The organism is Variibacter gotjawalensis, from assembly GCF_002355335.1.
GTDB classification, from domain to species: Bacteria; Pseudomonadota; Alphaproteobacteria; order Rhizobiales; family Xanthobacteraceae; genus Variibacter; species Variibacter gotjawalensis.
Genome location: NZ_AP014946.1, coordinates 3,448,140 through 3,473,878 on the forward strand (window position 1 = coordinate 3,448,140; position 25,739 = coordinate 3,473,878).

The window sequence follows — 25,739 nt, forward strand, 5'->3', positions numbered from 1 at the left end:
TGACGACAGGTTGCATTGATCGACGAAAAACAAGGCGATTGCCGCGAAAACAGGCCTCAAATCGCTGTATTCGTGATGGAAATTGATTTTCGCGAATGCACGCTTAGGTAAGCTATTGGGCTGTTGGGGAGGGCGTTTCGAGCACCGCAGAGGCCTCTTGCCATCGCGGCACCGAGGCGGCACGCTTCTTGAACCCGATAAGTCGACGTCCCAAATAGAGTGCCTAAGGGGACCACCGAATTCTGATGCGCGCGGCAGCACCTACCTTGACCCAGCGTCCGCCTCGAGCGGCCGACGACGACAAGCCGCGTCGCGGCGGTGCCGGCGGTCCCGGAACCGCGATCATTACCAAAACCCGAACGCAGACGAAGAAACCGAGTCTGTACCGGGTTCTGCTACTAAATGACGACTACACTCCGATGGAGTTCGTCGTTCATATTCTCGAGCGCTTTTTCAATAAGGACCGTGAAACGGCGAGCCGTATCATGATGCACGTGCATCAGAACGGTGTCGGCGAATGCGGTGTCTTCACTTACGAAGTTGCCGAAACCAAAGTGACCCAAGTTATGGACTTCGCCCGAAAGCATCAGCATCCGTTGCAATGCGTAATGGAAAAAAAGTAAGCTGATGACGGGGGCGAGAAAGAAGAATCGCTGATGCCGACTTTCTCCCGCAGTCTCGAACAATCTCTCCATCGCGCATTGGCGTTGGCGAATGAGCGCCACCACGAATACGCGACACTCGAGCACCTGCTCTTAGCGCTGATCGATGATCAGGACGCGGCAGCCGTCATGCGCGCCTGCAACGTCGATCTCGAAAAGCTGCGCCGCAATCTAACGTCATATTGCGAGACCGAACTCGACAATCTCATCGTCGATGGTGGCGAAGACTCCAAGCCGACTGCCGGCTTCCAGCGCGTCATCCAGCGTGCCGTGATCCATGTTCAATCGTCGGGTCGCGAAGAAGTGACCGGCGCCAATGTGCTCGTCGCGATCTTCGCCGAGCGCGAAAGCCATGCCGCTTACTTCCTGCAGGAGCAGGACATGACGCGCTACGACGCCGTCAACTACATCAGCCACGGCATCGCCAAGCGCGCCGGCATGTCGGAAGCCCGCCCTGCCCGCGGCGTCGACGAAGAGACCGAAGGCAAGAACGGCAATGGCGAGGAAGGCAAGAAGAAGGGCGACGCCCTCGAAGCCTACTGCGTCAACCTCAATAAGAAGGCGCGTGAAGGCAAGATCGACCCGTTGATCGGCCGCGAGAGCGAGATCAACCGGACGATCCAGGTCCTCTGCCGCCGCCAGAAGAACAACCCGCTCTACGTCGGTGATCCGGGCGTCGGTAAGACGGCGATCGCCGAAGGTCTCGCGCGCCGCATCATCAACGACGAGGTGCCGGAGGTCCTCCGCGACTCCACGGTCTTCTCGCTCGACATGGGCACGCTGCTTGCCGGCACGCGCTATCGCGGCGACTTCGAAGAGCGCCTCAAGCAAGTGATCAAGGAAGTCGAAGCGCATCCGGGCGCGATCCTGTTCATCGACGAGATCCACACCGTGATCGGCGCCGGCGCGACCTCCGGCGGCGCGATGGACGCATCGAACCTACTCAAGCCTGCGCTTGCGGCCGGCACGGTTCGCTGCATCGGTTCGACGACCTACAAGGAGTATCGCCAGTACTTCGAGAAGGATCGCGCGCTGGTCCGCCGCTTCCAGAAGATCGACGTCGCCGAGCCAACCATCCCGGATGCGATCGAGATCATGAAGGGCCTCAAGCCCTACTTCGAGGACTATCACCGCCTGAAATACACCAACGAGGCCATCAAGGCCGCCGTTGAACTTTCGGCGCGTTACATCCACGACCGCAAGCTGCCGGATAAGGCGATCGACGTGATCGACGAGTCGGGCGCCGCGCAGATGCTGCTGCCCGAAAACCGGCGCAAGAAGACGATCGGCATCAAGGAGATCGAAACAACGATCGCCACGATGGCGCGCATTCCGCCGAAGACGGTCTCGAAGGACGACGCCGAGGTGCTTCAGCATCTCGAGTCGACTCTCCAGCGCGTCGTCTACGGACAGAACACCGCGATCACCGCCCTCTCGGCCGCCATCAAGCTGGCACGCGCCGGCCTGCGCGAACCCGAAAAGCCGATCGGCTGCTACCTCTTCTCCGGCCCGACCGGCGTCGGCAAGACGGAAGTCGCCAAGCAGCTTGCCGCCACGCTCGGCGTAGAGATGCTGCGCTTCGACATGTCGGAATACATGGAGCGCCACACGGTCTCGCGTCTCATTGGCGCGCCTCCGGGTTATGTCGGCTTCGATCAAGGCGGCCTACTGACCGACGGCGTCGACCAGCATCCGCACTGCGTCCTCCTCCTCGACGAAATCGAGAAGGCGCATCCGGATCTCTACAACGTGCTCCTGCAGATCATGGATCACGGCAAGCTGACCGATCACAACGGCAAGCAGGTCGACTTCCGCAACGTCATCCTCATCATGACGACGAATGCGGGCGCGTCCGACATGGCAAAGGCGGCTTACGGCTTCACGCGCTCGAAGCGTGAGGGCGACGACGTCGAGGCAATCAACCGCCTCTTCGCGCCGGAATTCCGCAACCGTCTCGACGCGATCATCACCTTCGCGCATCTGCCGCAGGAGGTCATCGCGAAGGTGGTCGACAAGTTCGTGCTGCAGCTTGAGGCGCAACTCGCCGACCGCAACATCACGATCGAGCTGTCGGAAGATGCATCGAAGTGGCTGATCGAGCGCGGCTATGATCAGCTGATGGGCGCGCGGCCGATGGCGCGCGTGATCCAGGAATACATCAAAAAACCGCTCGCCGACGAGGTACTCTTCGGCAAGCTCAAGGGCGGCGGCCATGTCCGCGTCGTCGTCGAGAAGGAAGAGACCGGCATCGAGAAGCTCGGCTTCGAATATCTCGACGGGCCGGTGATGCCGAAGCAGGAGAAGCTTCCGGAGCCACGCCGCACCAAGGCCAAGCCGAAGCGCCGGCCGCCGCGTGGCGGAGGCTCCGCGCCGAAGACGCCGCCGAAGGGCGGCGGCGGAGACGGAGCAAAACGCAGCAGCGTTCCGAAACTGCCGCTCGCGAAGGTCTAACCTCGCGGTTCGAACCAAAACAAAAGGCACGCCCCACGGCGCGCCTTTTTCGTTTCAACGAACTCCTTGATCATCCTCGACGCCGCTATGCTCGCGCAGCGAGCTGCGGCGGTCGTGGATCCATACTCACAGTTTCAGCGGTGACTCTCGGAGTTATGGATTCCGGGCTCGCGCGCTTTGCGCTGCGCCCCGGAATGACTCAGCCCTTACTCTTCGGCACATAAGCCTCGACCGGGCCGCCGTTCTTCTTCCAAGCGCCGAAACCGCCCTTGATATGCGCGACCGGCTTCAAGCCCATCTTGTGCGCCGTATGCGCGGCGAGCGCTGAGCGCAGGCCACCCGCGCAGAAGAACACGTATTTTTTGTCCTGTTGGAACTGCTCTTTCGCATACGGACTTTCCGGATCGATCCAAAACTCCAGCATCCCGCGCGTCGCGTGGAAGGCTCCGGGGACTTTGCCGTCGCGCTCGAGCTCGCGCGGATCGCGGATGTCGACGAGCACGACGTCGTCACGCCCATGCAGCTTGATGGCCTCCTCGATCGGGAGCGTTTCGATCTCCTTCTCGGCATCTTCGACCATCTTCTTGTAACCGAGCGTGATTTTCTGGGGCATTGTCCTCTCCGGGCTTCATCCTTGTCCTGTTGAGCTATAGGCTATCGGCGGTTCGATCAAGCAACAGGCGGCTTATGCTCGGTCTCTCGACTGGCGATTATTTCGCCCTCGCGTTCTTTCTGGGCGCCTGGGCCTTCTATGCGCTCGTCGTCGAGCGGAGCAGCCTCGCGGTCCATTCCATGAACACCATCATGGACGGTTACCGCGAAACCTGGATGCGCCGCATGCTGCTGCGCGAGAACCGCATCGTCGATACGCAGATCATGGCTTCGCTCGCCAACGGCACGGCCTTCTTCGCCTCGACCTCGCTGATCGCGATTGGCGGCGCGCTAACGCTGCTGCGCTCGCCCGATGAAGTGCTTCAGCTTGTCGCCGCCCTGCCCTTCGGCGGCGCGCCGACGCGGCTGCAGTGGGAAGTGAAGGTGCTCGGGCTCGCGATCATCTTCGCCTATGCGTTCTTCAAGTTCGCTTGGTCGTATCGCCTGTTCAACTATGTTGCGATCATGCTCGGCTCGGCGCCGCCCAAAGATGAAGCGACATCGCAAGAAGCCGAAGCGCACGCACTGCGCGCCGCGAAACTGATCGAGTCCGCCGGGCGCCACTTCAATCGCGGGCAGCGCGGATTCTTTCTCGCGCTCGGCTATCTCGGCTGGTTTTTGGGTCCGTGGGTATTGGTCGTCTCGACGGCCGCGGTTCTGTCCGTCATCGCACACCGGCAATTTGCATCGGAGTCGCGTGGCTCGCTGCTCGTCGAGCCGAAGCGAAAATAATCAAGGCGCGCGACAGTTCTCCCGCGACCGGTCGCATGGCGGCGGCGTTTTCGGTCCCGGGAAAAGCGCATCCGTCCGTCCCGTTGCCCAGTAGGCCAGGAGCCCGACCCACTCGCGCATCGCGATGTCCGATCGCCGTAGCCCTTCTGACAAACGATCGAACGGCCGCATGAAATCCCCCGCGCCGCGCGTCCGCCAATCAACCGGATAGGCCTCGACGTTGAAACCGACATCGCGGAAGATCCCGATCGAGCGCGGCATGTGGAAGGCGGACGTCACCAGCAGCCAGCGATCGCCCGGCTTCGGCTTCGCGATCGCCAGACTGAACGTCGCGTTCTCGCGCGTGTTGCGCGACTTGTCTTCGAGCACGATGCGCTCGGACGGGATGCCTTGATCAAGAAAAAAGGCCTTCGCGGCTTCCGCTTCCGTGATGCCTTGCGAAAACAACAGTCCACTGCCGCCCGTAAACATTACCGTCAGTTGTGGATACCGCCGTATCAAACTGACTGCCGCTGTCATTCGCTCCGCAGCCTCATTCAGCGCTGCGGCGCGCCGCGATGCCGAGACTCCTTCGTCGACTGCTCCCCCCAAAATGATGATGCCGGTCGGCGGGTCGGCCGTCTCGCGCCACGGCGGGAAGCGATCTTCAAGCGGATAGATCAAGATATTGCCGAGCGGCGAAAAGCCGAACAGCGCGAGCAGGAAGACACCGAACACCATCAGCTGCCGTCCGGCACGTGCAAAACGCGTCAGCAGCAGCACGGCGCCAAACAAAGCTATGACGACAAACAGATTGGACGGGATCGCGAAGAAGCCGAGGATTTTCGATGCTTCGAAGAACATGGACTATGTTTTCACTTCGACGCTTCGGCTTTCTTCTCGCGCCACCGCGCGAAGCCTTGCGCGCGCAGCTGGCAAGCCGGGCACTCGCCGCAGCCATGCCCCCAATCGTGAAGCCGGCCGCGCTCGCCCAGATAGCAAGTGTGCGTATCGGCGACAATCAGGTCGATCAGCGGCTGCCCGCCGAGCGTCTCGGCAAGCTGCCACGTCTCCGTCTTGTCGAGCCACATCAGCGGGGTCTCGATGACAAAAGGGCGGTCCATCCCGAGGCTCAGCGCAGTCTGCACGGCTTTCATCGTATCGTTGCGGCAATCCGGGTAGCCCGAATAATCGGTCTCGCACATCCCGCCGACCAGGTGTTTCAGCCCCCGCCGATAGGCAAGCGCCGCGGCAAAATTGAGGAACACGAGGTTACGGCCCGGCACGAACGTATTCGGCAACCCGTTATCCGACATTTCGATCGCGACATCCCGCGTCAGCGCTGTGTCGGAGATCTTGCCGAGCACATCGAGCGGGATGACGTGATCGTCGCCGAGCCGCTTGTTCCAAACCGGGCTATGCGCCGCCATCCGCTCGCGTAAGCCCGGCCGCACATCGAGTTCGATCGCGTGCCGCTGCCCGTACGAAAAGCCGATCGTCTCGACATGCGTATAGCGCTCGAGCGCCCAGGCGAGGCACACCGTCGAGTCCTGCCCGCCGGAGAAAAGAACGAGCGCTGAGTCTTCCATCAGTCCCATGCTGGAGCGTGCGCCAAGTTGACCACACGGCCCTCGCGATGCGCGAGACCGTGCACGGTCGCCATCTCGGCGTCCGTGAGCGTGAAGTCAAGCGCCGCGAGGTTTTCCTTCAGCCGGGCGGCCTTCGAGGTGCGCGGGATCGCGATGATGCCCTGCTGCACGAGATAGCGCAGCGAGACCTGCGCGGCGGATTTCCCATGCGCGGCGCCGACCTTCGCCAGCACTTTATCGCCCGCCGCCGAACCGCGCGCGATCGGGCAATAGGCTGTCACGGAGATGCCGTGCTTCTGGCACGCCGCGATAACTTTCGACTGATCGAGAAACGGGTGCAGCTCGACCTGATTGTTGACGATCGGCTCGGCGCTCAGCTTCACGGCTTCGTCGAGCAGCTTCACGGTGAAGTTGGACACGCCGATATGCTTCGCGAGACCGGCGCGCTTTACCTCAGCCATCGCGCCGAGGGTCTCCTTCAGCGGCACGCTTTCGTTCGGCCAGTGAATGAGGATGAGATCGACATACGGGAGCTTGAGCTTCTTCAGGCTCGCCTCGACCGACCCGCGGAAATCCTTCGCGTGCAGATTGTCGCGCCAGACCTTCGTCGTCAGAAACACGTCTTCGCGTTTGACGCCGGAGGCGCGCATCCCATCGCCGACTTCCACCTCGTTGCCGTACATCGCGGCCGTATCGATATGGCGATAGCCGAGCTTCAGCGCCTCGCTCACCATCTGAACACAGTTGTCGCCGCTGAGTTGCCACGTGCCGAGGCCGATCAGCGGGATCGTCGCGCCGTGTGCCGTTATCGCATTCTTCATCTCGACCTCGTTCCTAGAGTTCCGTGAATTGTTTCATCAGCAATGCGCGCCGCGCTGTTTCGCGTGTGAAGCACGCTGCCGACATCGTCGCCGCCAGCGATCCGCGAATTTTGTCCGCGCGGAAATTGCAGGTCGCATCGCGGGACGCGATCCAAGCCCGCTGCATCTTCAGCAGTGCCTTCTTCTGCTGCGCATCAAGTTCGCCGATGAGCTCGCGATGCGCCGCGTTCAGTAAACCGTCCCAGATCGTCTGCTCAACGCGGTAACAATCGGAAGTCGCGAAGGTCGAGCCGCCCGCCGCATCCGCGCACGGCTCCGCGACCTTGAACAAACAGCCCTCGATTCCCTCCGGACTATCGAGCTTCGACGTGAAGCACGCTTCGATCGTCGCTTTCTCCTGCGGCGTCGCCTTGCGCTCTTGTGCGTATGTAGCGTCGGGCGCGAATAGAAGCGCGACCACAGCCAGCAGTAACACACGCAGAAATATTTTTATCCGAGTGCCCAAATGTCTAAGCCCTTTGTGTGCTCGTCAGATTCGCCGCAACCTACGCGAGAGCCGCGACGAAATGCCAGATTGAATCGGGAAGAAGTCATTAACCGTCATCCGCCTGTCATCCGCCAGCAGGAAGTTCCCGCCCGCAATCTTGGGGAATTCCTATGGCTGAAATGGCTCTTCCGGGGTCGTTAGAACCCGCCGCAAAACGTCCCGATCTCGATCGGACGTTCAATCCCGTCACCGCGATTTTGTTCTTCGGCGTACTCGCTGCGGGTGCGATCTATGTGGCCTACAGCCTTTACGTTGACGTAGACGCGACCGGCACGCAAGTCACCACTTACCTGCCCTACATCCTTCTGTTCGTTGCGCTTTTGATCGCGCTCGGCTTCGAATTCGTCAACGGCTTCCACGACACCGCCAACGCTGTCGCGACCGTCATCTACACGCACTCTCTGCCGGCCAACATCGCGGTCGTCTGGTCCGGCTTTTTCAACTTCCTCGGCGTGCTGCTGTCGTCCGGCGCGGTCGCCTTCGGCATCATCGCGCTGTTGCCGGTCGAGCTGATCCTCCAAGTCGGCAGCGGCGCCGGCTTCGCGATGGTTTTCGCGCTGCTCATTGCGGCGATCATCTGGAACCTCGGCACTTGGTATCTCGGCTTGCCGGCGTCGTCCTCGCACACGCTGATCGGCTCGATCATCGGCGTCGGCGTCATGAACGCAATGATGAACGGCCAGAGCGGCACCTCCGGCGTCGACTGGACCAAGGCGACCGAGATCGGCTGGTCGCTGCTTCTCTCGCCGCTGTTCGGCTTCTGCGCCGCCGCGCTGCTCCTGCTCTCGCTCAAAGTGCTCGTCCGCAACCCGGAGCTTTACTCGGAGCCGAAAGGCAACAAGCCGCCGCCGCTGTGGATCCGCAGCTTGCTCATCGCGACCTGCACGGGCGTTTCCTTCGCGCACGGCTCGAACGACGGACAAAAGGGCATGGGCCTCATCATGCTCATCCTCATCGGCACCGTGCCGACCGCTTATGCGCTCAACCGCGCGCTCCCGGCGAGCGAGGTCGCGACCTTCGCGCAGAAGTCGAAATCCGCCAGCGCCGTGATCCAGTCGAAGGCTTCTGGTCATAGCGTTCTCGGCAACCCGCGTCCGGCCGTCACGCAGTACGTGTCACAGCGTAAGATCAGCGAAGGCACCTATCCGTCGCTTGCCGTGCTGGTGACCGAAATTTCGCAGCAGATCGAAACCTACGGCACGCTCGACAAGGTTCCGGCTGCGGCCGTCGGCAATAAGCGAAACGACATGTATCTCGCGTCCGAAGCACTGCGCTTCCTCATGAAGGACAAAGAGAACGAGTTGTCGCCCGCCGAAGTAAAGACGCTCGGCGACTACAAGAAGTCCCTCGACTCGGCGACCAAATTCATCCCGACATGGGTGAAAGTCGCGGTCGCTATCGCCCTCGGCCTCGGCACGATGATCGGCTGGAAGCGCATCGTCGTCACGGTCGGCGAGAAGATCGGCAAATCGCACCTCACTTACGCGCAAGGTGCGTCCGCCGAACTCGTTGCCGCCGGCACAATCGCGGCTGCCGACATCTACGGTCTGCCGGTGTCGACCACACACGTCTTATCCTCCGGCGTCGCCGGCACGATGGCGGCGAACGGCTCCGGCCTGCAGATGGCGACGATCCGCAATCTCTTGATGGCGTGGGTGCTGACGCTGCCGGTCGCGATCACGCTGTCCGGCTCGCTCTACTACCTCTTCCGCCACATCTTCTGAGCGCGGAAACCGACGCTACGAAAAGCCGGCCTTCGTGCCGGCTTTTCTTTTGGCCGTTTGCCTGCGGCGCGCGAGTGTGCTGACTTTCATCCCGCGTTCGCAAACCTGAGGTCACGATGAAAAAAGATGACGTCGCGAAGCTGCCCTCGATGCCGGCCGCGAGCCCGAGCTATCCGGCCGGGCCCTATCGTTTCATCAATCGCGAATTCATGGTGATCACCTACGAGTCCGATCCGGACGCCGTCCGCGCCGCCCTGCCCGAACCTCTCGAGCCGATCGGCTCGACCGTGAACTACGAGTGGATCCGCATGCCGGACAGCTCCGGCTTCGGCGGTTACACGGAAAGCGGCACCGTCATCCCGTGCCGCTTCAACGGCGAGGACGTCAACTTCGTCCACCAAATGTATCTCGACGACGATCCGCCGATCGCCGCCGGCCGCGAGATCTGGGGCTTCCCGAAGAAATACGCCGAGCCGAAACTCGAACTCGTCCACGATACGCTGACCGGCACGCTCGTCTATGCGGGCCAGCAGGTTGCGATGGGAACGATGGGCTACAAGCACGCTGCGATGGCAGCCGACGACACCAGCACGCTCAAGGGTATCGGCAAGACGCAGATCAATCTCAAGATCATTCCGGGCGTCGATGGCAAACCGGAAATCTGTCAGCTCGTCGCGATCAACATCACCGAAGCGACCGTGAAAGGCTCATGGACCGGACCCGGACGTTTGCACCTGGTGCCGCACGTCAACGCGCCGGTCGCCGACCTACCGGTCAAACGCGTCATTGGCGCCAAACACTTCATCGCCGATCTGACTCTGCCCTACGGCCGCGTCGTCCACGACTACCTGAAGAAGTAGCTCAGAGCATTTCACGCTCAAGATAGGTTCGCTGGTCATCCCGGTCGAGCGATGCGCGCACTTTGCGCGCCGCGAGGGCCGGGATCCATACTCCCTGCCGTATCGATAAGATCGTGATTATGGATCCCGGGCTCGCAGAGCGCTACGCGCTCGCGCCCCGGGATGACCAGCACTCTACTCATCGGACGGGAGTCGTTTCTGTCAAAACGTCAAACCCTCTACGTCGTCAGCGCGGCCGCCTTCTCCCGGACGAACTCCGGAAACGCGATCGCGCGCCGCGTTGTCTTGTCGGTGTGCAGAACCGTCAGCGTTGTCGTCGCGGCTTCGACGCCGTTCGCGGCGTTCGTCATCACGTGCTGGAAGATGATCACCTTCTCGCGGATGTCGACAACGCGCGAATTAACCTCGACGATATCGCCGGCGAAAAGCTCTCGTTTGTATTCGATCTTCTGCTCGACCGCCGCCATGCCACGATTGTTCTCGCGCAGAAACTGCGGCGTGATGCCGAGCGCGTTGAGAACATGAAACGAGCCTTCGTCGAACTTGCCGACGTACCACATCACATTCATGTGGCCATTGTGATCGCAATGCCAGGGATAGACAGTACCCTTGTAGCTCAGCATCACGCGGTCTTCTCGAAGAGCTCGCGGCCGATCAGCATGCGGCGGATCTCGCTGGTGCCCGCGCCGATCTCGTAGAGCTTCGCATCGCGCAGCAAGCGGCCGGTCGGATAATCGTTGATATAGCCGTTGCCACCGAGCAGCTGGATCGCATCGAGCGCACACTGCGTCGCCTTCTCGCCCGCGTACAGGATCGCGCCCGCCGCATCTTCGCGCGTCGTCTCGCCGCGGTCGCATGCTTTCGCCACTGCATAGACGTAGGCCTTGCAGGCATTCATCGTGACATACATGTCGGCAAGTTTGCCCTGCACGAGCTGGAACGAACCGATCGGTTGTCCGAATTGCTTGCGCTCATGCACATACGGCATCACGACATCGATACACGCCTGCATGATGCCGAGCGGCCCCGCCGCCAACACGGCACGCTCGTAATCGAGGCCCGACATCAGCACGTTGACGCCGCGGCCGACGCCGCCGACAACATTCTCTTCCGGCACTTCGCAATCTTCGAACACGAGCTCGCAGGTGTCGGAGCCGCGCATGCCGAGCTTGTCGAGCTTCTGCGCGGTCGAGAAACCCTTCATCCCCTTCTCGATGATGAAGGCCGTGATGCCGCGCGGCCCTGCGCTTGGGTCGGTCTTCGCGTAGACGACGAGCGTCTCGGCGATCGGGCCGTTCGTGATCCACATCTTGTTGCCGGTGATCACATAGCGGTCGCCCTTCTTCTCGGCGCGCGTGCGCATCGAGACGACGTCCGAGCCTGCGCCCGGCTCCGACATCGCAAGCGCGCCGACATGCTCGCCGGAGATCAGCTTCGGCAAATACTTGCGCTTCTGATCTTCGGTGCCGTTGCGGCGCAGCTGATTGACGCAGAGATTCGAATGCGCGCCGTACGACAGACCGACCGACGCCGACGCGCGCGAGATCTCCTCCATCGCGACGCAGTGTTCGAGATAGCCGAGACCGGAGCCGCCGTATTCCTCTTCCACAGTGAGGCCAAGCAAACCAAGCTCGCCGAGCTTCGGCCACAGGTCGCGCGGAAACTGATTGGTGCGATCGATCTCCTCGGCGCGCGGCGCGATCTGATCTTGCGAGAACCGCGTGACGGTGTCGCGCAGCATGTCGGCATTTTCGCCGAGGCTGAAGTCAAACGGCTTCCAGGTATTCGAGATCATGTTTCCACCCAACGCGCGGCGTTTGAGCCGCTTTCAAACTCTACGGATAAGCGGCGAGAGCCACGCTTTGTAAGATCAAAGCGGGCTCTCGGTTCTAGTTGGTCGCATTTTCTTCACGTGAACCGGAATCCACTTCACTTGAAAATGCTCTCGCCGCTCCGGTCAACCCTTCTGCATCAGCGCCGCCAATGCGCGATTGGCGATCTCCGGCTTCTCCATCGTCGACATGTGCCCGCAGTCAGGCACCTTCACGAGGTCAGCGCCTGCGATGCCGGCTGCCATCTCGTCCGCCAGCTCCGGCGGCGTGAGCTGATCGTTCGCGCCCACCAGCACCAGCGCCGGGCATTGAATCTCTTTCAGCAACGGCCGCGAATCCGCGCGCGACTTGATCGCCCGCTGCTGACGCACGAACGCCTCGGGCCCGACATCGTCCGCCATGCGCACGATCTCGCCCTTCAGCGTCACGTCCTTCTGCCGCGACGGATCGACCAGCACAGGCCAGAGCGTCTCGGTCACCTCCGCGAAGCGGCCCGCCTCTGCCATGGAGATGAAATTGTCGCGTTTCGCCGACTGCTCAGGCGTATCCGGCCGCGCCGACGTATCGAGCAGCGCCAGCTTGCCGACCCGCTGCGGCGCCTGCCGCATGATCTCGAGCGCGATATAGCCGCCCATCGAAAGCCCAACGAGAGCAAACAGCGGTGGCGCGTTGGAGAGTATCTGCCGCGCGATCTGCGCCATCGTGTCGGCGTCCGTGTGGTTCGCGACCTGCACGGGCCCAAACCGCCACAGGACGGGAATTTGCGCCGCATAAAGCCGCGCCGAGCAGTTGAGGCCCGGAACTAGGACGGTCGGCAAAGGGTCAGCCATAAATCCCACCTTGAGACACGAAAACGTAAGCCTTAACGGCACTTGTTGCGCTGCAACACGTTGACTTTTTCGGCGTTTCCATTATGTTCGCTTCTTGTATGGGTCGGGTCCTGAATGGATTCGACAGCCCTCCCTCCCCGTCATCCGTGGTGTTTGGCGATAAGCCGAGCGAGGGCATTGAATCTAGAGGTTCTCGATTGTCCTTCTCTGAACTCGGCTTGTCCGACAAAGTTGTCGCTGCAGTTACGGCTGCCGGCTATTCCACGCCAACGCCGATCCAGGCGCAAGCGATCCCCCACGTCCTCAAAGGTCGAGACGTTCTCGGCATAGCGCAGACCGGCACGGGTAAAACCGCCGCCTTCGTGCTGCCGATGATCACAAAATTGCAGAATGGCCGCGCTAGAGCGCGCATGCCGCGCACGCTGATCCTCGAGCCGACGCGCGAACTCGCCGCGCAGGTCGCCGAGCAATTCACCAAATACAGCGGCGGCCAGAAGCTCTCGGTCGCGCTCTTGATCGGCGGCGTATCGTTCGACGATCAGGACATGAAGATCACGCGCGGTGTCGACGTGCTGATCGCAACGCCGGGCCGCCTGCTCGATCACTTCGAGCGTGGCCGCCTCCTCCTCACCGGCGTCGAACTCCTCGTCATCGACGAAGCCGACCGCATGCTCGACATGGGCTTCATCCCGGACATCGAGCGCATCGGCAAGCTCGTTCCCTTCACGCGTCAGACGCTGTTCTTCACCGCGACGATGCCGAAGGAAATTCAACACATCGCCGACACCTTCCTGCACAATCCGGAGCGCGTCGAAGTCTCGCGTCCCGCGACCGCCGCGGCGACGATCACACAAGGTGTCGTGAAGTCGAGTTCCGATCCCGCCGCCAAGCGTGACATTCTGCGCCGCCTCCTGCGCGCCGACGAAAACTTCAAAAACGCGATCATCTTCTGCAACCGCAAGCGCGATGTCGCGCTGCTGCATCGCTCGCTGGTCAGCCACGGATTCAACGCCGTACCGCTGCATGGCGACATGGAGCAGCCAGCCCGCATGGCCGCACTCGACCAGTTCCGTAAGGGCGAAGCCAAGCTGCTGATCGCGTCCGACGTCGCGGCGCGCGGCCTCGATATTCCGGCTGTCAGCCACGTCTTCAACTTCGACGTTCCGTATCATCCGGACGACTACGTGCACCGCATCGGCCGCACGGGCCGCGCCGGCCTGACCGGCACCGCGATCACCATCGTCACCGGCGGTGACGCAAAGTCGATTGCCGCGATCGAGAAGCTGACGACGCAACCCATCAACGTGATGGAAGCGCCGGAAGGCGCTGCACCGATCAATGCCGACGAAGAGTCGCAAAGCGTGCGTCGTGGACGTGGCCGCAGCGGCGGACGCGGACGCGGTGGGCGCCAAGAAGGCCGCCCGGAACGTTCGCAGGAAGCACGCTCGCAGGAGCCGCGTTCTCCGGAACCGCGTCAAGAAAGTGCAGAGCACGAGCGCCCTGCTCGTGCCGAGCGCCCGGCACGAAATCCGGAGCGTGAGCGCCCCGCTAAAGTCGCCGATATCGGTGAAGCCCGCTCGCGCCGCAAGCCGTCACGTCAGAAGGACGATCAGGACGGAGGCGACATGTCGCATCTCCCTGCCTTCCTGCTCCGCCCCGTTCGCGTCAAGGCTTAAGCTTTCAAACTCATACGCCCAATGCCGTCATGGCCCGCTTCATGCGGGCCATCCACGTCTTTCTTCCACGACAGCTCAAACGCATTCATCCAATCGTCGTCGCGATATCGTAGCTGCCTTCCGCTTCCTCAATGCGCACGACGACGCGCCGTTCGACCGCCCATGCGGGCGACTGCGGCTGAAGCACGAGCGTCCAGCAGGCATCGCCTTTCTCCGTCCACGCCTCACCAGTCACAATACCCTCGACCTCTCCGAGGTCGCAGCGAAACGCACCGCCGATAAAGACGATTGAGAATTGCAACGCCGCGTCAGGTGACGTGAAAACTAAACGATCCAACAGTCGCGGCGATATCTCCGATGATTTTCGTCTCGCGATCTTTCGGTTGCCGGCACGGATGACCGCCATCCGGTGCCCTTCGGTCAAGTAAGCACGGCGTATCGCGTAGTCTGCCGTAACCTGTCGCAGTACCGTCGCATCGTAGGCCTTGTCGCCGACATGCACGCACGAGCCATCGATCCCGACGGTGCTTTTCTCGCGCCACATGATCGGCAGGCTAAGCCGGCTTGAGTGCCCGCCTGGATCGGACAATCCACTGTGGTCCGCGTGCGGCAGTCCTGCGCCGACGAACCGAAGATCGATAACTTCACCCGAATATGCCGCGAACGAAACGCGCGCATGGATACGTGCCGCCTGCCTCACCACGGATGCGCTGACATCCGTCGTCACCACACGCCGCCCGCCAACGGAAGTCGCGTCGCGAACACTCGTGTCATTCGTATGATCGATCTGCGATTGATCATGCAGCGTGACGATCGCACGCACAATCGGTGATTCGTCGTTCACGAACCGGATCATCGCCTCGACGGCTTCGAACTCCGGATGGCCGTCCATATAGACCATGACGTGAATGTCATCGCGGAACACCGTCACATCGAGCGGGTTCTCGATCGCGGCAGATAGCAGCCATCCATCAATACGCATGTGGGCTCGGTCAATATCGACAAGAAGAATAATTCAGAATAATATAAGTCAACTTATATCAGGCACCTTATATGTCAAGACAATGGACTTCGGTCGGTTACGATCTCAAACGGGCCCAGCACCTGCTCCGTCTTCGAATGGATGACGCGCTCGCGGCTCACGACCTCAACGCGCCGCAATACTCCGTACTCGAGGCGATTCAGAACAATCCCGGCGCGACAAACGCCGACCTCGCGCGCGAAGCGCTGGTCACCGCGCAGACGATGGGAGGCATAGTTCAGGCGCTTGAGCTTGCGAACTGCGTCGAGCGTGTCCCAGGCGAAGCACGCCGCATCAGCAATCGCCTCACGCGCACAGGTGCTGACATTCTGCGCCGCGCGCGCCGCGACGTTCAGAAGCTGGAGCGAGATATGGTCGACGGCATCGACAAGTCGAAGCTAGAGAGCTTCAGCAAAACACTGTCGGCAATGACCGACAAGCTGCGCGCAAGCGAAAGCGCCTAGCGGTCACGCCAACAATCGTCATGTCCCGGCTTGTCCGGGACATCCATGTCTAGCTTTTGTCAAATTGGAAAGTCGTCGAGTGCCCAACTGGGCCCCGACGACCGCTTAGCTCAACACCTGCGCGGGCGTGATCGCGACCGACTCGCCGCAGCCGCAGGCGGACGTCTGGTTCGGGTTGTTGAACACGAACGTCGCTGACATCTTGTCGATCTTGTAGTCCATCTGCGTGCCAAGCAGGAACAGCACGGCCGTCGGGTCGATCAGCACGCGATGTCCATTGCTGTCGATCACTTCGTCGCCCGGCTTCGTATCTTTGGCGAGTTCCACCTTATAGCTCATGCCGGCGCAGCCACCCTTCTCGACGCCCACGCGGATACCCGCGGCATCGGAACCGGCCTTCGACATGATTTCCGCAATGCGCGCCGCAGCCGCATCCGTAATGCTCATCACTTGCGGGCGGGGTCGTGGAGTGGCCATCGTCTTCATCTCCTGCGGCCGGGATTCAAGGTCGCGGCCAACACCTAAGATAATGCCGAATTCCTCAATGAAAAGCCACCGGATTGGTGGATCGTCTCATTGGAATCGCTCAGCAATTTGGCTCAACCAACTCACTTTCGGCGGTAATAGCCGCCGAAATAGACGCCGGCACCGCCGCATGAACCTGTGTCGCGCACGACCATCAGGTCGTTCAACCGAGCCAGCTTCAGTGCACAATCGTATTGCTCGGCTTTCTCGAACGGCACGGTCTCGTCTTGCTTCATGGCAAAACCGATAGCGTTACCCTGAAGCGGAACATCGGTGCCGCTGAACCCGCCGGTATTGACACTCTGATAGCGCTGCGCGAACGAATCGCCTTCGAGCGTGAGCGTACCGGGCTTCTTGCCGCGCGTGATCTTGATCGTCGCGTTGAGATACTTCCAGGTGCCGATCCACTCAGCCGCACCCGCAGCAGGCGGAGGCTTCGCTTCAACCGCCGCCTCGGCAAGCCACCCGACCGTAGCCGTGCCCTTCCGGCTGACGAACGCAGCGCAGACAAAACCAGGCACGCGCTGCGACGGCGCGACGAGCACGCGGTCGCCCGGAACGAGGTAAGCCTTCTCGATGCACCCCACCGTCGCTGCGGGGCACTCGGGCGCTCTATCGGAGCCTGCGAAGAAATACTTGCGCTTCTCGTCGCCGGCGATGCGTCCAAGTTGCAACGTTGATGGATCTTGATCGATGTGACTATCGACGCAGCGGCGATCATCCTCCGCATGCGCGGACGTCAGCGCAGCGAACAAGAGAGCGACCGCAACGGCGTACTTCATGCCGTCACCACATGTTGAGAACGGCGCGCGCCTCGTCCGTCATGCGACTCTGATCCCACGGCGGATCCCACACAACGTTGACCTTCACTTCGCCGACGCCCGCAACGGTCGCCACCGCATTCTCCACCATGATCGGCAATTCCTGCGCGGCCGGACAATTCGGCGTCGTCAGCGTCATATCGACGGTCGTCTTGCGGTCGTCTTCGATCTCGATGCGATAGATGAGGCCGAGTTCGTAGATGTCCGCAGGAATTTCCGGATCGTAGACCGTCTTGAGCGCCGCGACGATGTCGTCGGTCATGCGCGTCAACTCTTCCTGCGGGATCGCCGAGGTCTGCCCTTCGGCCGGCTGCAGCTCGTTACTCATGCGAACATACCTTGTGCTTTGCGTAGCGCTTCGAACAGCGCATCGGCCTCGGCGCGCGTATTGTAAAGACCGAACGAGGCGCGGCATGTCGCCGTCAATCCGTATCGCGCCAGCAGCGGCATCACGCAATGCGTGCCCGCGCGAACCGCAACGCCGGCGCGGTCGATCACGGTCGCGACGTCATGCGGATGCGCACCCTTCATCTCGAACGAGACGATAGCGCCCTTGTCGCGCGCATCGCCGACGATGCGGATCGAATTGAGCTCACGCAGCCGCTCGCGCGCATACGACGAGACATCATCCTCGTGTGCGCGGATGCGCTCCTTGCCGATCGCCTGAATGTAGTCGATTGCAGCGCCGAGACCTGCGGCCTGCACGATCGGCGGCGTGCCGGCTTCGAAGCGGTGCGGCGGATCGCCATACGTGACGCGATCCTCGAACACGTCGCGGATCATCTCGCCGCCGCCCTTGAACGGCGGCAGGGCCGCCAGACGGTCGTACTTTCCGTACAGCGCGCCGATGCCGGTGGGGCCGTAAAGCTTGTGTCCGGTGATGACGTAGAAATCGCAATCGATATCGCGCACGTCGACATCGAGATGCACGGCGGCCTGGCTGCCGTCGATGACGACCGGAATGCCGCGCGCATGCGCTAGCCGCGTCACGTCCTTCACGGGAACGATGGTGCCGAGCGCGTTCGACATATGCGTGATCGAGACGATCTTGGTGCGCTCGGTCAGCAGCTTCTCGAATTCGTCGAGCAGAAAGTTGCCCTGCTCGTCGACCGGCGCCCACTTGATGACGGCGCCCTTGCGCTCGCGCAGGAAATTCCACGGCACGATGTTGGAGTGATGCTCCATGATGGAGATCACGATCTCATCGCCCTCTTTGATGTTGTCGAGGCCGAAGCTCGCCGATACGAGATTCAGCGCATCGGTCGCGTTGCTCGTGAAGATGATCTCTTCCAGACGCTCCGCATTGAGGAAAGCCCTCACCGTCTCGCGCGCGCCCTCGTAAGCCTCCGTCGCGGCATTCGCGAGGTAATGAAGCCCGCGATGCACGTTGGCATATTCGCTGGTGTAAACCTGCGTAATCCGGTCGAGCACCTGCTTCGGCTTCTGCGCCGAGGCCGCGTTGTCGAGATACACGAGCGGCTTGCCATAGACCTGCATCGCCAGCGCGGGGAAATCCGCGCGGATGCGATCGATGTCGTATGCGGTGGCCTTGTCCAGCATTCTAGTCCTCTGATCGTAGCCCGGATGAGTAAGCTCGCGCGGCGCGCGGCGATATCCGGGGCTACGGGATCATCCTTTCAACGTTGCGCGCGACGCCAACCAATCGCGTGTGAGATCGAGCAACGCCTCGCGCATGCCCTCATGCGCGATCGGCTCGATGGCTTCGCCGATGAAGGCTTGCACAAGCAACGCTTCGGCTTCCTTGTGCGGAACACCGCGCGAGCGCAGATAGAACAGCAAGTCCTCGTCGAGCGCACCGGCAGTCGCACCGTGACCGCAGACGACGTCGTCGGCAAAGATTTCAAGTTCCGGCTTCGCATTCATCTCGGCATCTTCCGAGAGCAGCAGAGCCTGCGTCATCATCTTGCCGTCTGTCTTCTGCGCGGCCTGCTGGACGACGATCTTGCCCTGGAACACCGAGCGCGATTGATCGTCGAGCACCGACTTAAACACTTCGCGGCTCTCGCCGTGCGGTGCCGCGTGATCGGTGACCAACGTCACGTCCGCATGCTGACGGCCGCGAAGTAGCGCCGCGCCACGGAACGCGGCCTTGACGCCGGTGCCGTGGATGCGCGCGAAAATCTGCTGGCGCGAGACCGCGCTGCCGCGCGTCACCGTCAGCGACGAGAACGTCGCGTCTTTCGCGAGCGTCAAGCCGAAGGTCGACAACGTCATCGCCTTATCGCCCGACGTATCGACGCGGATGTATTCGACGCTCGCGCCTTCCGCGACATCGATCTCGATCAGCGCATGCGTTTGGAACGCAAGCTCGTTCGCGCTGTCATGCGACTCGATGAGCGTGAGCGACGCGCCCTTCTCGACCGTCACGATGACACGCGGGAACGTCGACGCGGCCGCGCCGACATTGCGGAACGAGAGTTTCACCGGGCGCGCCGGCGTCGTGCCGGCCGCAACGCGAAGCAAAGTCGCATCGCGCGAGAACGCGGTGTTGAGCGCGACCGCTGCATTATCCTGATAGGCGCGTTCGCGCACGGCCTCGACCGGAAGCGCTTTCGCATCCGATACGCGCTGCCAAGCAACGCCCTGCGGCGCTTCGCTCGTCACATCGTAGCCGTTGACGAACGACACCTGCGAAACATCGCCGGCTTCCACCGCAGCCTTGAGCTTGTCGGCTCTTGCAATTGTCGCAGCATCCGGCTTTTCGGCCGGCGCTGGGAAGTCGCGCATCAGCGCGCGGAGGTCCGTGTACTTCCATTCCTCGACGCGGCGCGTCGGCAAACCGTTCGCCTTGAGCAGATCGAAAGCGCGATCGCGCGCCTTCACGACGGCCGCGCCACCAGGGGCGGCATCGCGTTGCGTCGGATACGCGCTCAGGATCGCTTCCTCGGCGGCGGAGCGGATCACGGTGAGATCGGCGGGCTTGTTCACACTCGCCTCACGCGGCTGCGTCGCGGTACTCGGCATAGCCGTGAGCCTCCAGTTCGAGCGCAAGCTCTTTGCCGCCGGTCTTCACGACACGACCCTTCGCCATGACGTGAACGACGTCCGGCACGATGTAGTTGAGCAAACGCTGATAGTGCGTGATGACCAGCATTGAACGCTGCGGTGAACGCAGCGCGTTGACGCCGTCCGAGACGATCTTGAGCGCGTCGATATCGAGGCCCGAGTCGGTCTCGTCGAGGATCGCGACGCGCGGCTCGAGCATCGCCATCTGCAGGATCTCGTTGCGCTTCTTCTCGCCGCCCGAGAAGCCGACGTTGACGCCGCGCTTGAGCATATCGGCGTCGATCTGCAGATCCTTCGCCTTCCCGCGCACGCGCTTGAGAAATTCCGGCGTCGAGATTTCGTCTTCGCCGCGCGCGCGGCGCTGCGCATTCACGGCAACGCGGAGGAATTCCATCGAGGCGACACCAGGTATCTCCATCGGATACTGGAAGGCGAGGAAGAGACCCTTCGCGGCGCGCTCATCCGGCGACATTTCGAGAATGTTCTCGCCATCGAGCAGCACTTCGCCCTCGGTGACTTCGTAGTCGTCTTTGCCGGCAAGCACGTACGCGAGCGTCGACTTGCCCGAGCCGTTCGGCCCCATGATCGCATGGACCTTGCCGGGCTCCATCGTGAGCGTCAGACCGTTGAGAATCTTCTTCCCCTCGATCTCGACGTGGAGATTTTTCACTTCAAGCAGCGACATCAATTTTGTCCTGAGTTCATCGGCGCATTTGCGCGATTGTCTTCGTTGCGTTCGATCCAGCGGATCATTTGACTGACTGTGTCGGCGACGAATGCCGGCGGGATGGCGCGCGGCTCGTCCGATCCGAATTGCTGCGCGCGTATGCACCACCACAACGGTGTCACCGGTTTCCACGCGCGCGAGTTGGTTGGGCCGGAGAGCGTGAGCAGCGGAATGCCTCGGCTCGCGACGAGATGCTGCAGGCCGTTTTCGTTGCTGACGCAGCCGGCGAAACGGCCCGCTACCGCGTGGAGCAACCACAAGAGATATCCGGCGTCGCCACGCGCCGTCGCGAGATCGACGATGAGCGCATCCGGAATATTCGCTTCGTACCAGGCGCGCTGCTCGCCTTCGAATGCACCAAGCAAAACGACGGGACGGAAACCGTGCGCGCGAACGCGCGCCGCAACTGTGATGTGCCCCTCGCGCGGCCAGGACTTCGTCTGCGTTAACGGCCCGCTCGTAATGCCGAAATAGCGCTCGCCGTCCGGCAGCAATTCGGCCGCGTGCGTCTTGGCTTGCGGCAACGTCGGGATACGGAAATCGTACGGCAGGCGATGACCCGCGACAATCTCGACCATGCGATGGTAGCGCGCGGCATTGTTGCGCGGCCGAACCTCGAAGGAACGTGGCGCACCGTACCGCGCCGCGAAGCCCGGCGAGTTCGCTACAAAACGCTTGGCCGAGCCAAAGAACGTCACGCCATTGAGCGACGAGCGCATGTTGCTGCGCAAGTCCAACACAATGTCCATCGGGCCGAACGAGCGTGCGAGCTGGCGCTGTTCGCTGTTTGCCTCGACACCGGAGAATATCTCGTCGAAGAACAGATGCGCGATCGGCGCGAGCGGACCCGTGAATGCGGTCTTCTCCGCCGACAAATTGATCAGGCGGTGGTTTGGAAATGCGATACGCGCCGCGCGATAGGCCGGCACCCGGATCAGCGCGTCGCCGAGCAGATGCCCCTTGTCGCGGAAGATCAGCGTCGGCTGTTCGGTCTCGCCGCGCGGCTTGATCGTGACATGCGTGGTCTCGCCCGGCCCGCCGCGCTTGGCGAAGGCCGCATCCAGATCGGTCCGGTAGCTGGCGAGATCCTGCGCTTGCATCGCAGTTTATCCAACGCTTCCTTCGAGCGAGATCGAGATCAGCTTCTGCGCCTCGACCGCGAATTCCATCGGCAGCTGTTGCAGTACATCCTTGACGAACCCGTTGACCACAAGCGCCGTCGCCTCTTCGGCCGACATGCCGCGCTGCATGCAGTAGAACAGCATGTCTTCGGAAATCTTCGACGTCGTCGCTTCGTGCTCGATCACCGAAGACGCGTTCTTCGTCTCGATATACGGCACCGTATGCGCGCCGCATTGATCGCCGATCAGCAGCGAGTCGCAGTTCGTGAAGTTGCGCGCGTTCGTCGCCTTGCGATGTGTCGAGACGAGGCCGCGATACGTGTTCTGCGACTTACCCGCCGAGATGCCCTTCGAGATGATGCGGCTCGTCGTGTTCTTGCCGAGATGCACCATCTTGGTGCCGCTATCGACTTGCTGGCGGCCGTTCGAAATCGCGATCGAGTAGAACTCGCCGCGCGAATTGTCGCCGCGCAGAATGCAGCTCGGATACTTCCAGGTGATCGCCGAGCCGGTCTCGACCTGCGTCCACGAGATCTTCGAATTCGCCTCGCGGCAATCGCCGCGTTTCGTCACGAAATTGTAGATGCCGCCCTTGCCGTCCGCATCTCCCGGGTACCAATTCTGCACCGTCGAGTATTTGATCTCGGCGCCTTCCAGCGCAACGAGCTCGACGACCGCCGCGTGCAGCTGGTTTTCGTCGCGCATCGGCGCCGTGCAGCCTTCGAGATACGAAACGTACGAACCCTTGTCCGCGATGATCAGCGTGCGCTCGAACTGACCGGTGTCGCGCTCATTGATGCGGAAATACGTCGACAGCTCCATCGGGCAACGAACGCCCGGCGGCACGTAGACGAACGAACCGTCGGAGAAGACGGCCGAGTTCAGCGTCGCAAAGAAGTTGTCGGTCACTGGCACGACCGAGCCGATATACTTCTTCACCAGATCCGGATGCTCGCGCAGCGCTTCCGAGATCGGCATGAAGATCACGCCGGCCTTCTTGAGTTCTTCCTTGAACGTCGTCGCGACAGAAACCGAATCGAACACGGCATCGACCGCAACACGGCGCTCGCCTTCCGGGCGAACGACGCCGGCCAGCATTTCCTGCTCGCGGAGCGAGATGCCGAGCTTCTCATAAGTGCGCAGAATTTCCGGATCGACTTCGTCAAGTGAGTTCAGCGCGATCTTCTGCTTCGGCGCTGAGTAGTAATAATACTGCTGGTAGTCGATCGGCTTGTAGTCGGCGCGCGCCCAATGCGGCTCGCGCATCGTCAGCCAACGTTTGTAAGCCTCGAGACGCCACTCGAGCATCCACTCCGGCTCGTTCTTCTTCGCGGAGATGAAACGGACGATGTCCTCCGACAGGCCTTTAGGCGCCTTGTCGGACTCGATCAGGGTCTCAAACCCATACTTGTATTGATCGACATCGATCCGTCGAACCTGTTCGACGGTCTCTTGTACGGCTGGCATTCAACGCTCCACAGCGGTTTCAAGGACCGCGGGTTCGGATACTTCCGCGCCCGCGTCCCAAAACCCTTGAGTTTCGGGCCGCTTACGCGGCGACTTGTTGCCTCTTAAGTAGTGTCGTGACGCACTTTCTCCAAGCAATGAGAAAGCGATCCACGTCCTTTTCCTCGGTCGCGTAACCGGTCGAGACCCGGATCGCGCCGAGCGCGAGTTCCGAAGCAACCCCCATCGCGGCGAGGACATGCGACGGTGCGATCTTGCCCGACGAGCAAGCCGAGCCGGCCGAAACCGCCATTCCCTCAAGATCGAGGGCAATCAGCAGCGTGTCGGCCTTCGTCCCCGGAACAGAAACGAGCGTCGTATTCGGCAGGCGAGGCACGCCCGACCCGAACACCACGGCCCCTTCTACTGCATTGCACAACGAGTCTTCCAGTCTTTCCTGCAGCGCCCGCATCATGGCTGCTTCCGAGCTCAAGTTGACTCGCACGGCAGCAGCCGCAGCGCCGAAACCGGCAATCGCTGCAATGTTCTCCGTCCCGGCGCGGAGCCCTCGCTCCTGGCCGCCGCCACGCATCAGCGGCCGCGCCAAATGAAGCTTATCGCTGCGTCGGATCAAAGCCCCGATCCCCTGCGGGCCACCGATCTTGTGTGCAGACAGCGTGAGAAGATCGACACCGAGATCATTGATATCGATAGGAATCCGTCCCGCCGCCTGAACCGCGTCAACATGCAGAAGTCCGCCTGCGGCGTAGACGAGTTCGGCCACAGCTTTGACGGGCTGGATCGTGCCCACCTCGTTGTTGGCGAGCATCAGCGACACCATCGCACGCTTGCCCCGCCGAGAGACATGCTCCAACGCAACTTGAAGCCCAGTGAGCGAAAGACTTCCGTTAACGTCAACGGGCAGATTATCAGCTTTGGCAAACTGCCCGCCGGCTAAGACCGAAGGATGTTCGATGGCGCTCACGAGCAGCACATCGGCGCCCCAACCCGGCGACAAAGCCAGCGCGTTCGCCTCCGACCCACCCGACGTGAACGTGAGATTCTTCGTCTCGGCGCCAACCAGCTGGGCAATCCCGCGCCGAGCATTCTCGACGATTGACCGCGCCGCCCGCCCCTCGGCATGCAAGGAAGACGCGTTCCCGCCGCGATCCAGCGCCTCCACCATCGCGGCACGCGATTCCGGCCGCAGCGGCGCGGTCGCGTTCCAGTCTAGGTAAGTGCGGCTCGTCATCGAGTTGCCGTCATAAGCCACTGGCGCCTGGGACTGCTCGAAAGGCTTGCAATTGGCCCCCTCGAACGTGCTAGAAGCTCCCGGTCCGCCTCGGCCCGCAGGTATCTGCGTCTAAGGGCTTGATCAGTTTAGAATAATTCTAAATTATGACCCCACGGCCGTCAAGGTGGCTAAATCCGTAGAACGGAACCGTCCGAGAGATCACACCGGCTGGAAAGCTTGACCGCAATCAGCACGACTGACGACGCGGCTTACCACCGGCGAACACAATTTGCCTAGAGAATGCGAGAGGATTGAACGATGCCCGAGGTGATTTTTACCGGTCCGGCTGGACGGATCGAGGGGCGTTATCATCCCGCTAAGCAGAAGAACGCGCCACTCGCGATCATCCTGCACCCTCACCCGCAGTTCGGCGGGACGATGAATCATCAGATCGTCTACCAGTTGTACTACGCCTTCGCGCACCGAAACTTCGCCGTGCTGCGCTTCAACTTCCGCGGCGTCGGCCGCAGCCAGGGCTCGTTCGATCACGGCTCCGGCGAACTCTCCGATGCGGCGGCCGCGCTCGATTGGGCGCAGACGATCAACCCGGAAGCGCGCAGCTGCTGGATCGCCGGCTTCTCTTTCGGCGCTTGGATCGGCATGCAGCTTCTGATGCGCCGTCCCGAGATCGAAGGCTTCATCTCGATCGCCCCGCCCGCGAACCTCTACGACTTCTCATTCCTAGCGCCCTGCCCGTCGTCCGGCTTAATCGCGCACGGCGACAAGGACGCTGTTGCGCCCGCGAAGGACATCAACACGCTGGTCGAGAAGCTGAAGACTCAGAAGGGTATCGTGATCGAGCAGCGCGTGATCCCGGGCGCCAACCACTTCTTTGAGTCGAAGGTCGAAGCCTTGCTCGAAGTCTGCACCGGCTATCTCGATAAGCGCCTCGGCATCGTGAAACCGGCGGCTTAATTCCGAAACTAGCGATCGCGCATA

Annotated in this window: 26 protein-coding genes; 8 read left to right on the plus strand and 18 right to left on the minus strand. The window is 61.7% G+C overall.

Features of this window, described 5'->3' with window-relative positions; all coding sequences use genetic code 11:
• The first annotated feature begins 245 nt into the window (after positions 1-245).
• Both clpS and clpA read left to right on the plus strand, forming a co-directional pair.
• Positions 246-623, plus strand: coding sequence for an ATP-dependent Clp protease adapter ClpS (gene clpS, locus GJW30_RS16830; protein ID WP_096357376.1), 378 nt, complete (start codon positions 246-248; stop codon positions 621-623).
• A gap of 33 nt (positions 624-656) precedes the next feature.
• Positions 657-3,113 (plus strand): ATP-dependent Clp protease ATP-binding subunit ClpA, encoded by a 2,457-nt coding sequence (clpA, locus tag GJW30_RS16835; protein WP_096357378.1) that lies wholly within the window; start codon positions 657-659, stop codon positions 3,111-3,113.
• Positions 3,114-3,312: 199 nt separating this feature from the next.
• On the opposite strand, the gene GJW30_RS16840 is transcribed toward clpA, so the two are convergent.
• On the minus strand, positions 3,313-3,726 hold the full coding sequence (locus GJW30_RS16840) for a rhodanese-like domain-containing protein (protein WP_096357381.1): 414 nt from the start codon (positions 3,724-3,726) through the stop codon (positions 3,313-3,315).
• Positions 3,727-3,800: 74 nt separating this feature from the next.
• Between GJW30_RS16840 and GJW30_RS16845 the strand changes: the two genes are divergently transcribed.
• Entirely contained in the window at positions 3,801-4,496 is a 696-nt protein-coding gene (locus tag GJW30_RS16845; RefSeq protein ID WP_096357383.1) for a DUF599 domain-containing protein, read from the plus strand.
• Here the strand turns inward: GJW30_RS16845 and GJW30_RS16850 are convergent, their stop codons facing one another.
• Genes GJW30_RS16850 through GJW30_RS16865 form a run of 4 tightly spaced genes read right to left on the minus strand, consistent with a single transcriptional unit; the run spans position 4,497 to position 7,360 of the window.
• Positions 4,497-5,339 carry a YdcF family protein gene (locus GJW30_RS16850; protein ID WP_096357385.1) on the minus strand — a complete coding sequence of 281 codons (843 nt, stop codon included), beginning with the start codon at positions 5,337-5,339 and terminating at the stop codon, positions 4,497-4,499.
• An 11-nt stretch (positions 5,340-5,350) separates the two neighbouring features.
• Positions 5,351-6,064, minus strand: coding sequence for a 7-cyano-7-deazaguanine synthase QueC (queC, locus tag GJW30_RS16855; RefSeq protein ID WP_096358880.1), 714 nt, complete (start codon positions 6,062-6,064; stop codon positions 5,351-5,353).
• The gene (locus GJW30_RS16860; RefSeq protein WP_096357387.1) at positions 6,064-6,885 is read right to left on the minus strand and encodes an aldo/keto reductase; all 822 of its coding nucleotides are present in this window, start codon (positions 6,883-6,885) and stop codon (positions 6,064-6,066) included. Before GJW30_RS16860 ends, queC begins: the two co-directional genes overlap by 1 nt.
• Positions 6,886-6,898: 13 nt before the next feature.
• The gene (locus GJW30_RS16865; protein ID WP_157746774.1) at positions 6,899-7,360 is read right to left on the minus strand and encodes a lysozyme inhibitor LprI family protein; all 462 of its coding nucleotides are present in this window, start codon (positions 7,358-7,360) and stop codon (positions 6,899-6,901) included.
• A gap of 182 nt (positions 7,361-7,542) precedes the next feature.
• Between GJW30_RS16865 and GJW30_RS16870 the strand changes: the two genes are divergently transcribed.
• Together GJW30_RS16870 and GJW30_RS16875 are read left to right on the plus strand one after the other, a co-directional pair.
• Complete coding sequence (locus GJW30_RS16870) at positions 7,543-9,156, plus strand: inorganic phosphate transporter (protein WP_096357391.1); 1,614 nt, start codon at positions 7,543-7,545, stop codon at positions 9,154-9,156.
• A gap of 116 nt (positions 9,157-9,272) precedes the next feature.
• On the plus strand, positions 9,273-10,016 hold the full coding sequence (locus GJW30_RS16875; RefSeq protein WP_096357393.1) for an acetoacetate decarboxylase: 744 nt from the start codon (positions 9,273-9,275) through the stop codon (positions 10,014-10,016).
• 218 nt (positions 10,017-10,234) lie between these two features.
• Here GJW30_RS16875 and GJW30_RS16880 read toward each other — a convergent pair whose 3' ends face one another.
• The 3 genes from GJW30_RS16880 to GJW30_RS16890 all read right to left on the minus strand — a co-directional run bounded on the left by GJW30_RS16880 (position 10,235) and on the right by GJW30_RS16890 (position 12,678).
• Positions 10,235-10,639 carry an acyl-CoA thioesterase gene (locus GJW30_RS16880; protein ID WP_096357395.1) on the minus strand — a complete coding sequence of 135 codons (405 nt, stop codon included), beginning with the start codon at positions 10,637-10,639 and terminating at the stop codon, positions 10,235-10,237.
• Entirely contained in the window at positions 10,639-11,811 is a 1,173-nt protein-coding gene (locus tag GJW30_RS16885) for an isovaleryl-CoA dehydrogenase (protein ID WP_096357397.1), read from the minus strand. Before GJW30_RS16885 ends, GJW30_RS16880 begins: the two co-directional genes overlap by 1 nt.
• 162 nt (positions 11,812-11,973) lie before the next feature.
• Positions 11,974-12,678, minus strand: coding sequence for an alpha/beta fold hydrolase (locus GJW30_RS16890; protein WP_096357400.1), 705 nt, complete (start codon positions 12,676-12,678; stop codon positions 11,974-11,976).
• Between the two features lie 197 nt (positions 12,679-12,875).
• Between GJW30_RS16890 and GJW30_RS16895 the strand changes: the two genes are divergently transcribed.
• On the plus strand, positions 12,876-14,354 hold the full coding sequence (locus GJW30_RS16895) for a DEAD/DEAH box helicase (RefSeq protein WP_096357402.1): 1,479 nt from the start codon (positions 12,876-12,878) through the stop codon (positions 14,352-14,354).
• An 85-nt stretch (positions 14,355-14,439) separates the two neighbouring features.
• Here the strand turns inward: GJW30_RS16895 and GJW30_RS16900 are convergent, their stop codons facing one another.
• A complete protein-coding gene (locus GJW30_RS16900; RefSeq protein WP_130364555.1) occupies positions 14,440-15,285 on the minus strand; it encodes a hypothetical protein in 846 nt (281 codons plus the stop codon).
• A gap of 188 nt (positions 15,286-15,473) precedes the next feature.
• Between GJW30_RS16900 and GJW30_RS16905 the strand changes: the two genes are divergently transcribed.
• Positions 15,474-15,839 (plus strand): MarR family winged helix-turn-helix transcriptional regulator, encoded by a 366-nt coding sequence (locus GJW30_RS16905; RefSeq protein ID WP_157746775.1) that lies wholly within the window; start codon positions 15,474-15,476, stop codon positions 15,837-15,839.
• Positions 15,840-15,944: 105 nt separating this feature from the next.
• Here the strand turns inward: GJW30_RS16905 and GJW30_RS16910 are convergent, their stop codons facing one another.
• The 9 genes from GJW30_RS16910 to GJW30_RS16950 form a co-directional block, all read right to left on the minus strand.
• On the minus strand, positions 15,945-16,316 hold the full coding sequence (locus tag GJW30_RS16910; RefSeq protein ID WP_096358881.1) for a HesB/IscA family protein: 372 nt from the start codon (positions 16,314-16,316) through the stop codon (positions 15,945-15,947).
• A gap of 131 nt (positions 16,317-16,447) precedes the next feature.
• Positions 16,448-17,146: a hypothetical protein gene (locus GJW30_RS16915; RefSeq protein ID WP_096357408.1), complete on the minus strand. Its 699-nt coding sequence runs from the start codon at positions 17,144-17,146 to the stop codon at positions 16,448-16,450.
• Positions 17,147-17,150: 4 nt separating this feature from the next.
• Positions 17,151-17,513, minus strand: a complete 363-nt coding sequence (locus tag GJW30_RS16920) for an SUF system Fe-S cluster assembly protein (RefSeq protein ID WP_096357410.1) — start codon at positions 17,511-17,513, stop codon at positions 17,151-17,153.
• Positions 17,510-18,745 carry a cysteine desulfurase gene (locus GJW30_RS16925; RefSeq protein WP_096357412.1) on the minus strand — a complete coding sequence of 412 codons (1,236 nt, stop codon included), beginning with the start codon at positions 18,743-18,745 and terminating at the stop codon, positions 17,510-17,512. The genes GJW30_RS16920 and GJW30_RS16925 overlap by 4 nt, the downstream gene beginning before the upstream one ends.
• 69 nt (positions 18,746-18,814) lie before the next feature.
• Positions 18,815-20,170 (minus strand): Fe-S cluster assembly protein SufD, encoded by a 1,356-nt coding sequence (gene sufD, locus GJW30_RS16930; protein ID WP_096357414.1) that lies wholly within the window; start codon positions 20,168-20,170, stop codon positions 18,815-18,817.
• The gene (sufC, locus tag GJW30_RS16935) at positions 20,142-20,897 is read right to left on the minus strand and encodes a Fe-S cluster assembly ATPase SufC (RefSeq protein ID WP_096357416.1); all 756 of its coding nucleotides are present in this window, start codon (positions 20,895-20,897) and stop codon (positions 20,142-20,144) included. Before sufC ends, sufD begins: the two co-directional genes overlap by 29 nt.
• The gene (locus GJW30_RS16940) at positions 20,897-22,039 is read right to left on the minus strand and encodes a glycosyltransferase family 9 protein (RefSeq protein WP_096357418.1); all 1,143 of its coding nucleotides are present in this window, start codon (positions 22,037-22,039) and stop codon (positions 20,897-20,899) included. The genes sufC and GJW30_RS16940 overlap by 1 nt, the downstream gene beginning before the upstream one ends.
• A gap of 6 nt (positions 22,040-22,045) precedes the next feature.
• Positions 22,046-23,527: a Fe-S cluster assembly protein SufB gene (gene sufB, locus GJW30_RS16945; protein ID WP_096357420.1), complete on the minus strand. Its 1,482-nt coding sequence runs from the start codon at positions 23,525-23,527 to the stop codon at positions 22,046-22,048.
• Between the two features lie 82 nt (positions 23,528-23,609).
• Positions 23,610-24,758, minus strand: a complete 1,149-nt coding sequence (locus GJW30_RS16950) for a cysteine desulfurase family protein (protein ID WP_096358882.1) — start codon at positions 24,756-24,758, stop codon at positions 23,610-23,612.
• Positions 24,759-25,058: 300 nt separating this feature from the next.
• On the opposite strand from GJW30_RS16950, the gene GJW30_RS16955 reads away from it, so the two are divergent.
• Positions 25,059-25,715 (plus strand): alpha/beta hydrolase, encoded by a 657-nt coding sequence (locus GJW30_RS16955; RefSeq protein WP_096357422.1) that lies wholly within the window; start codon positions 25,059-25,061, stop codon positions 25,713-25,715.
• Positions 25,716-25,739 lie beyond the last annotated feature (24 nt).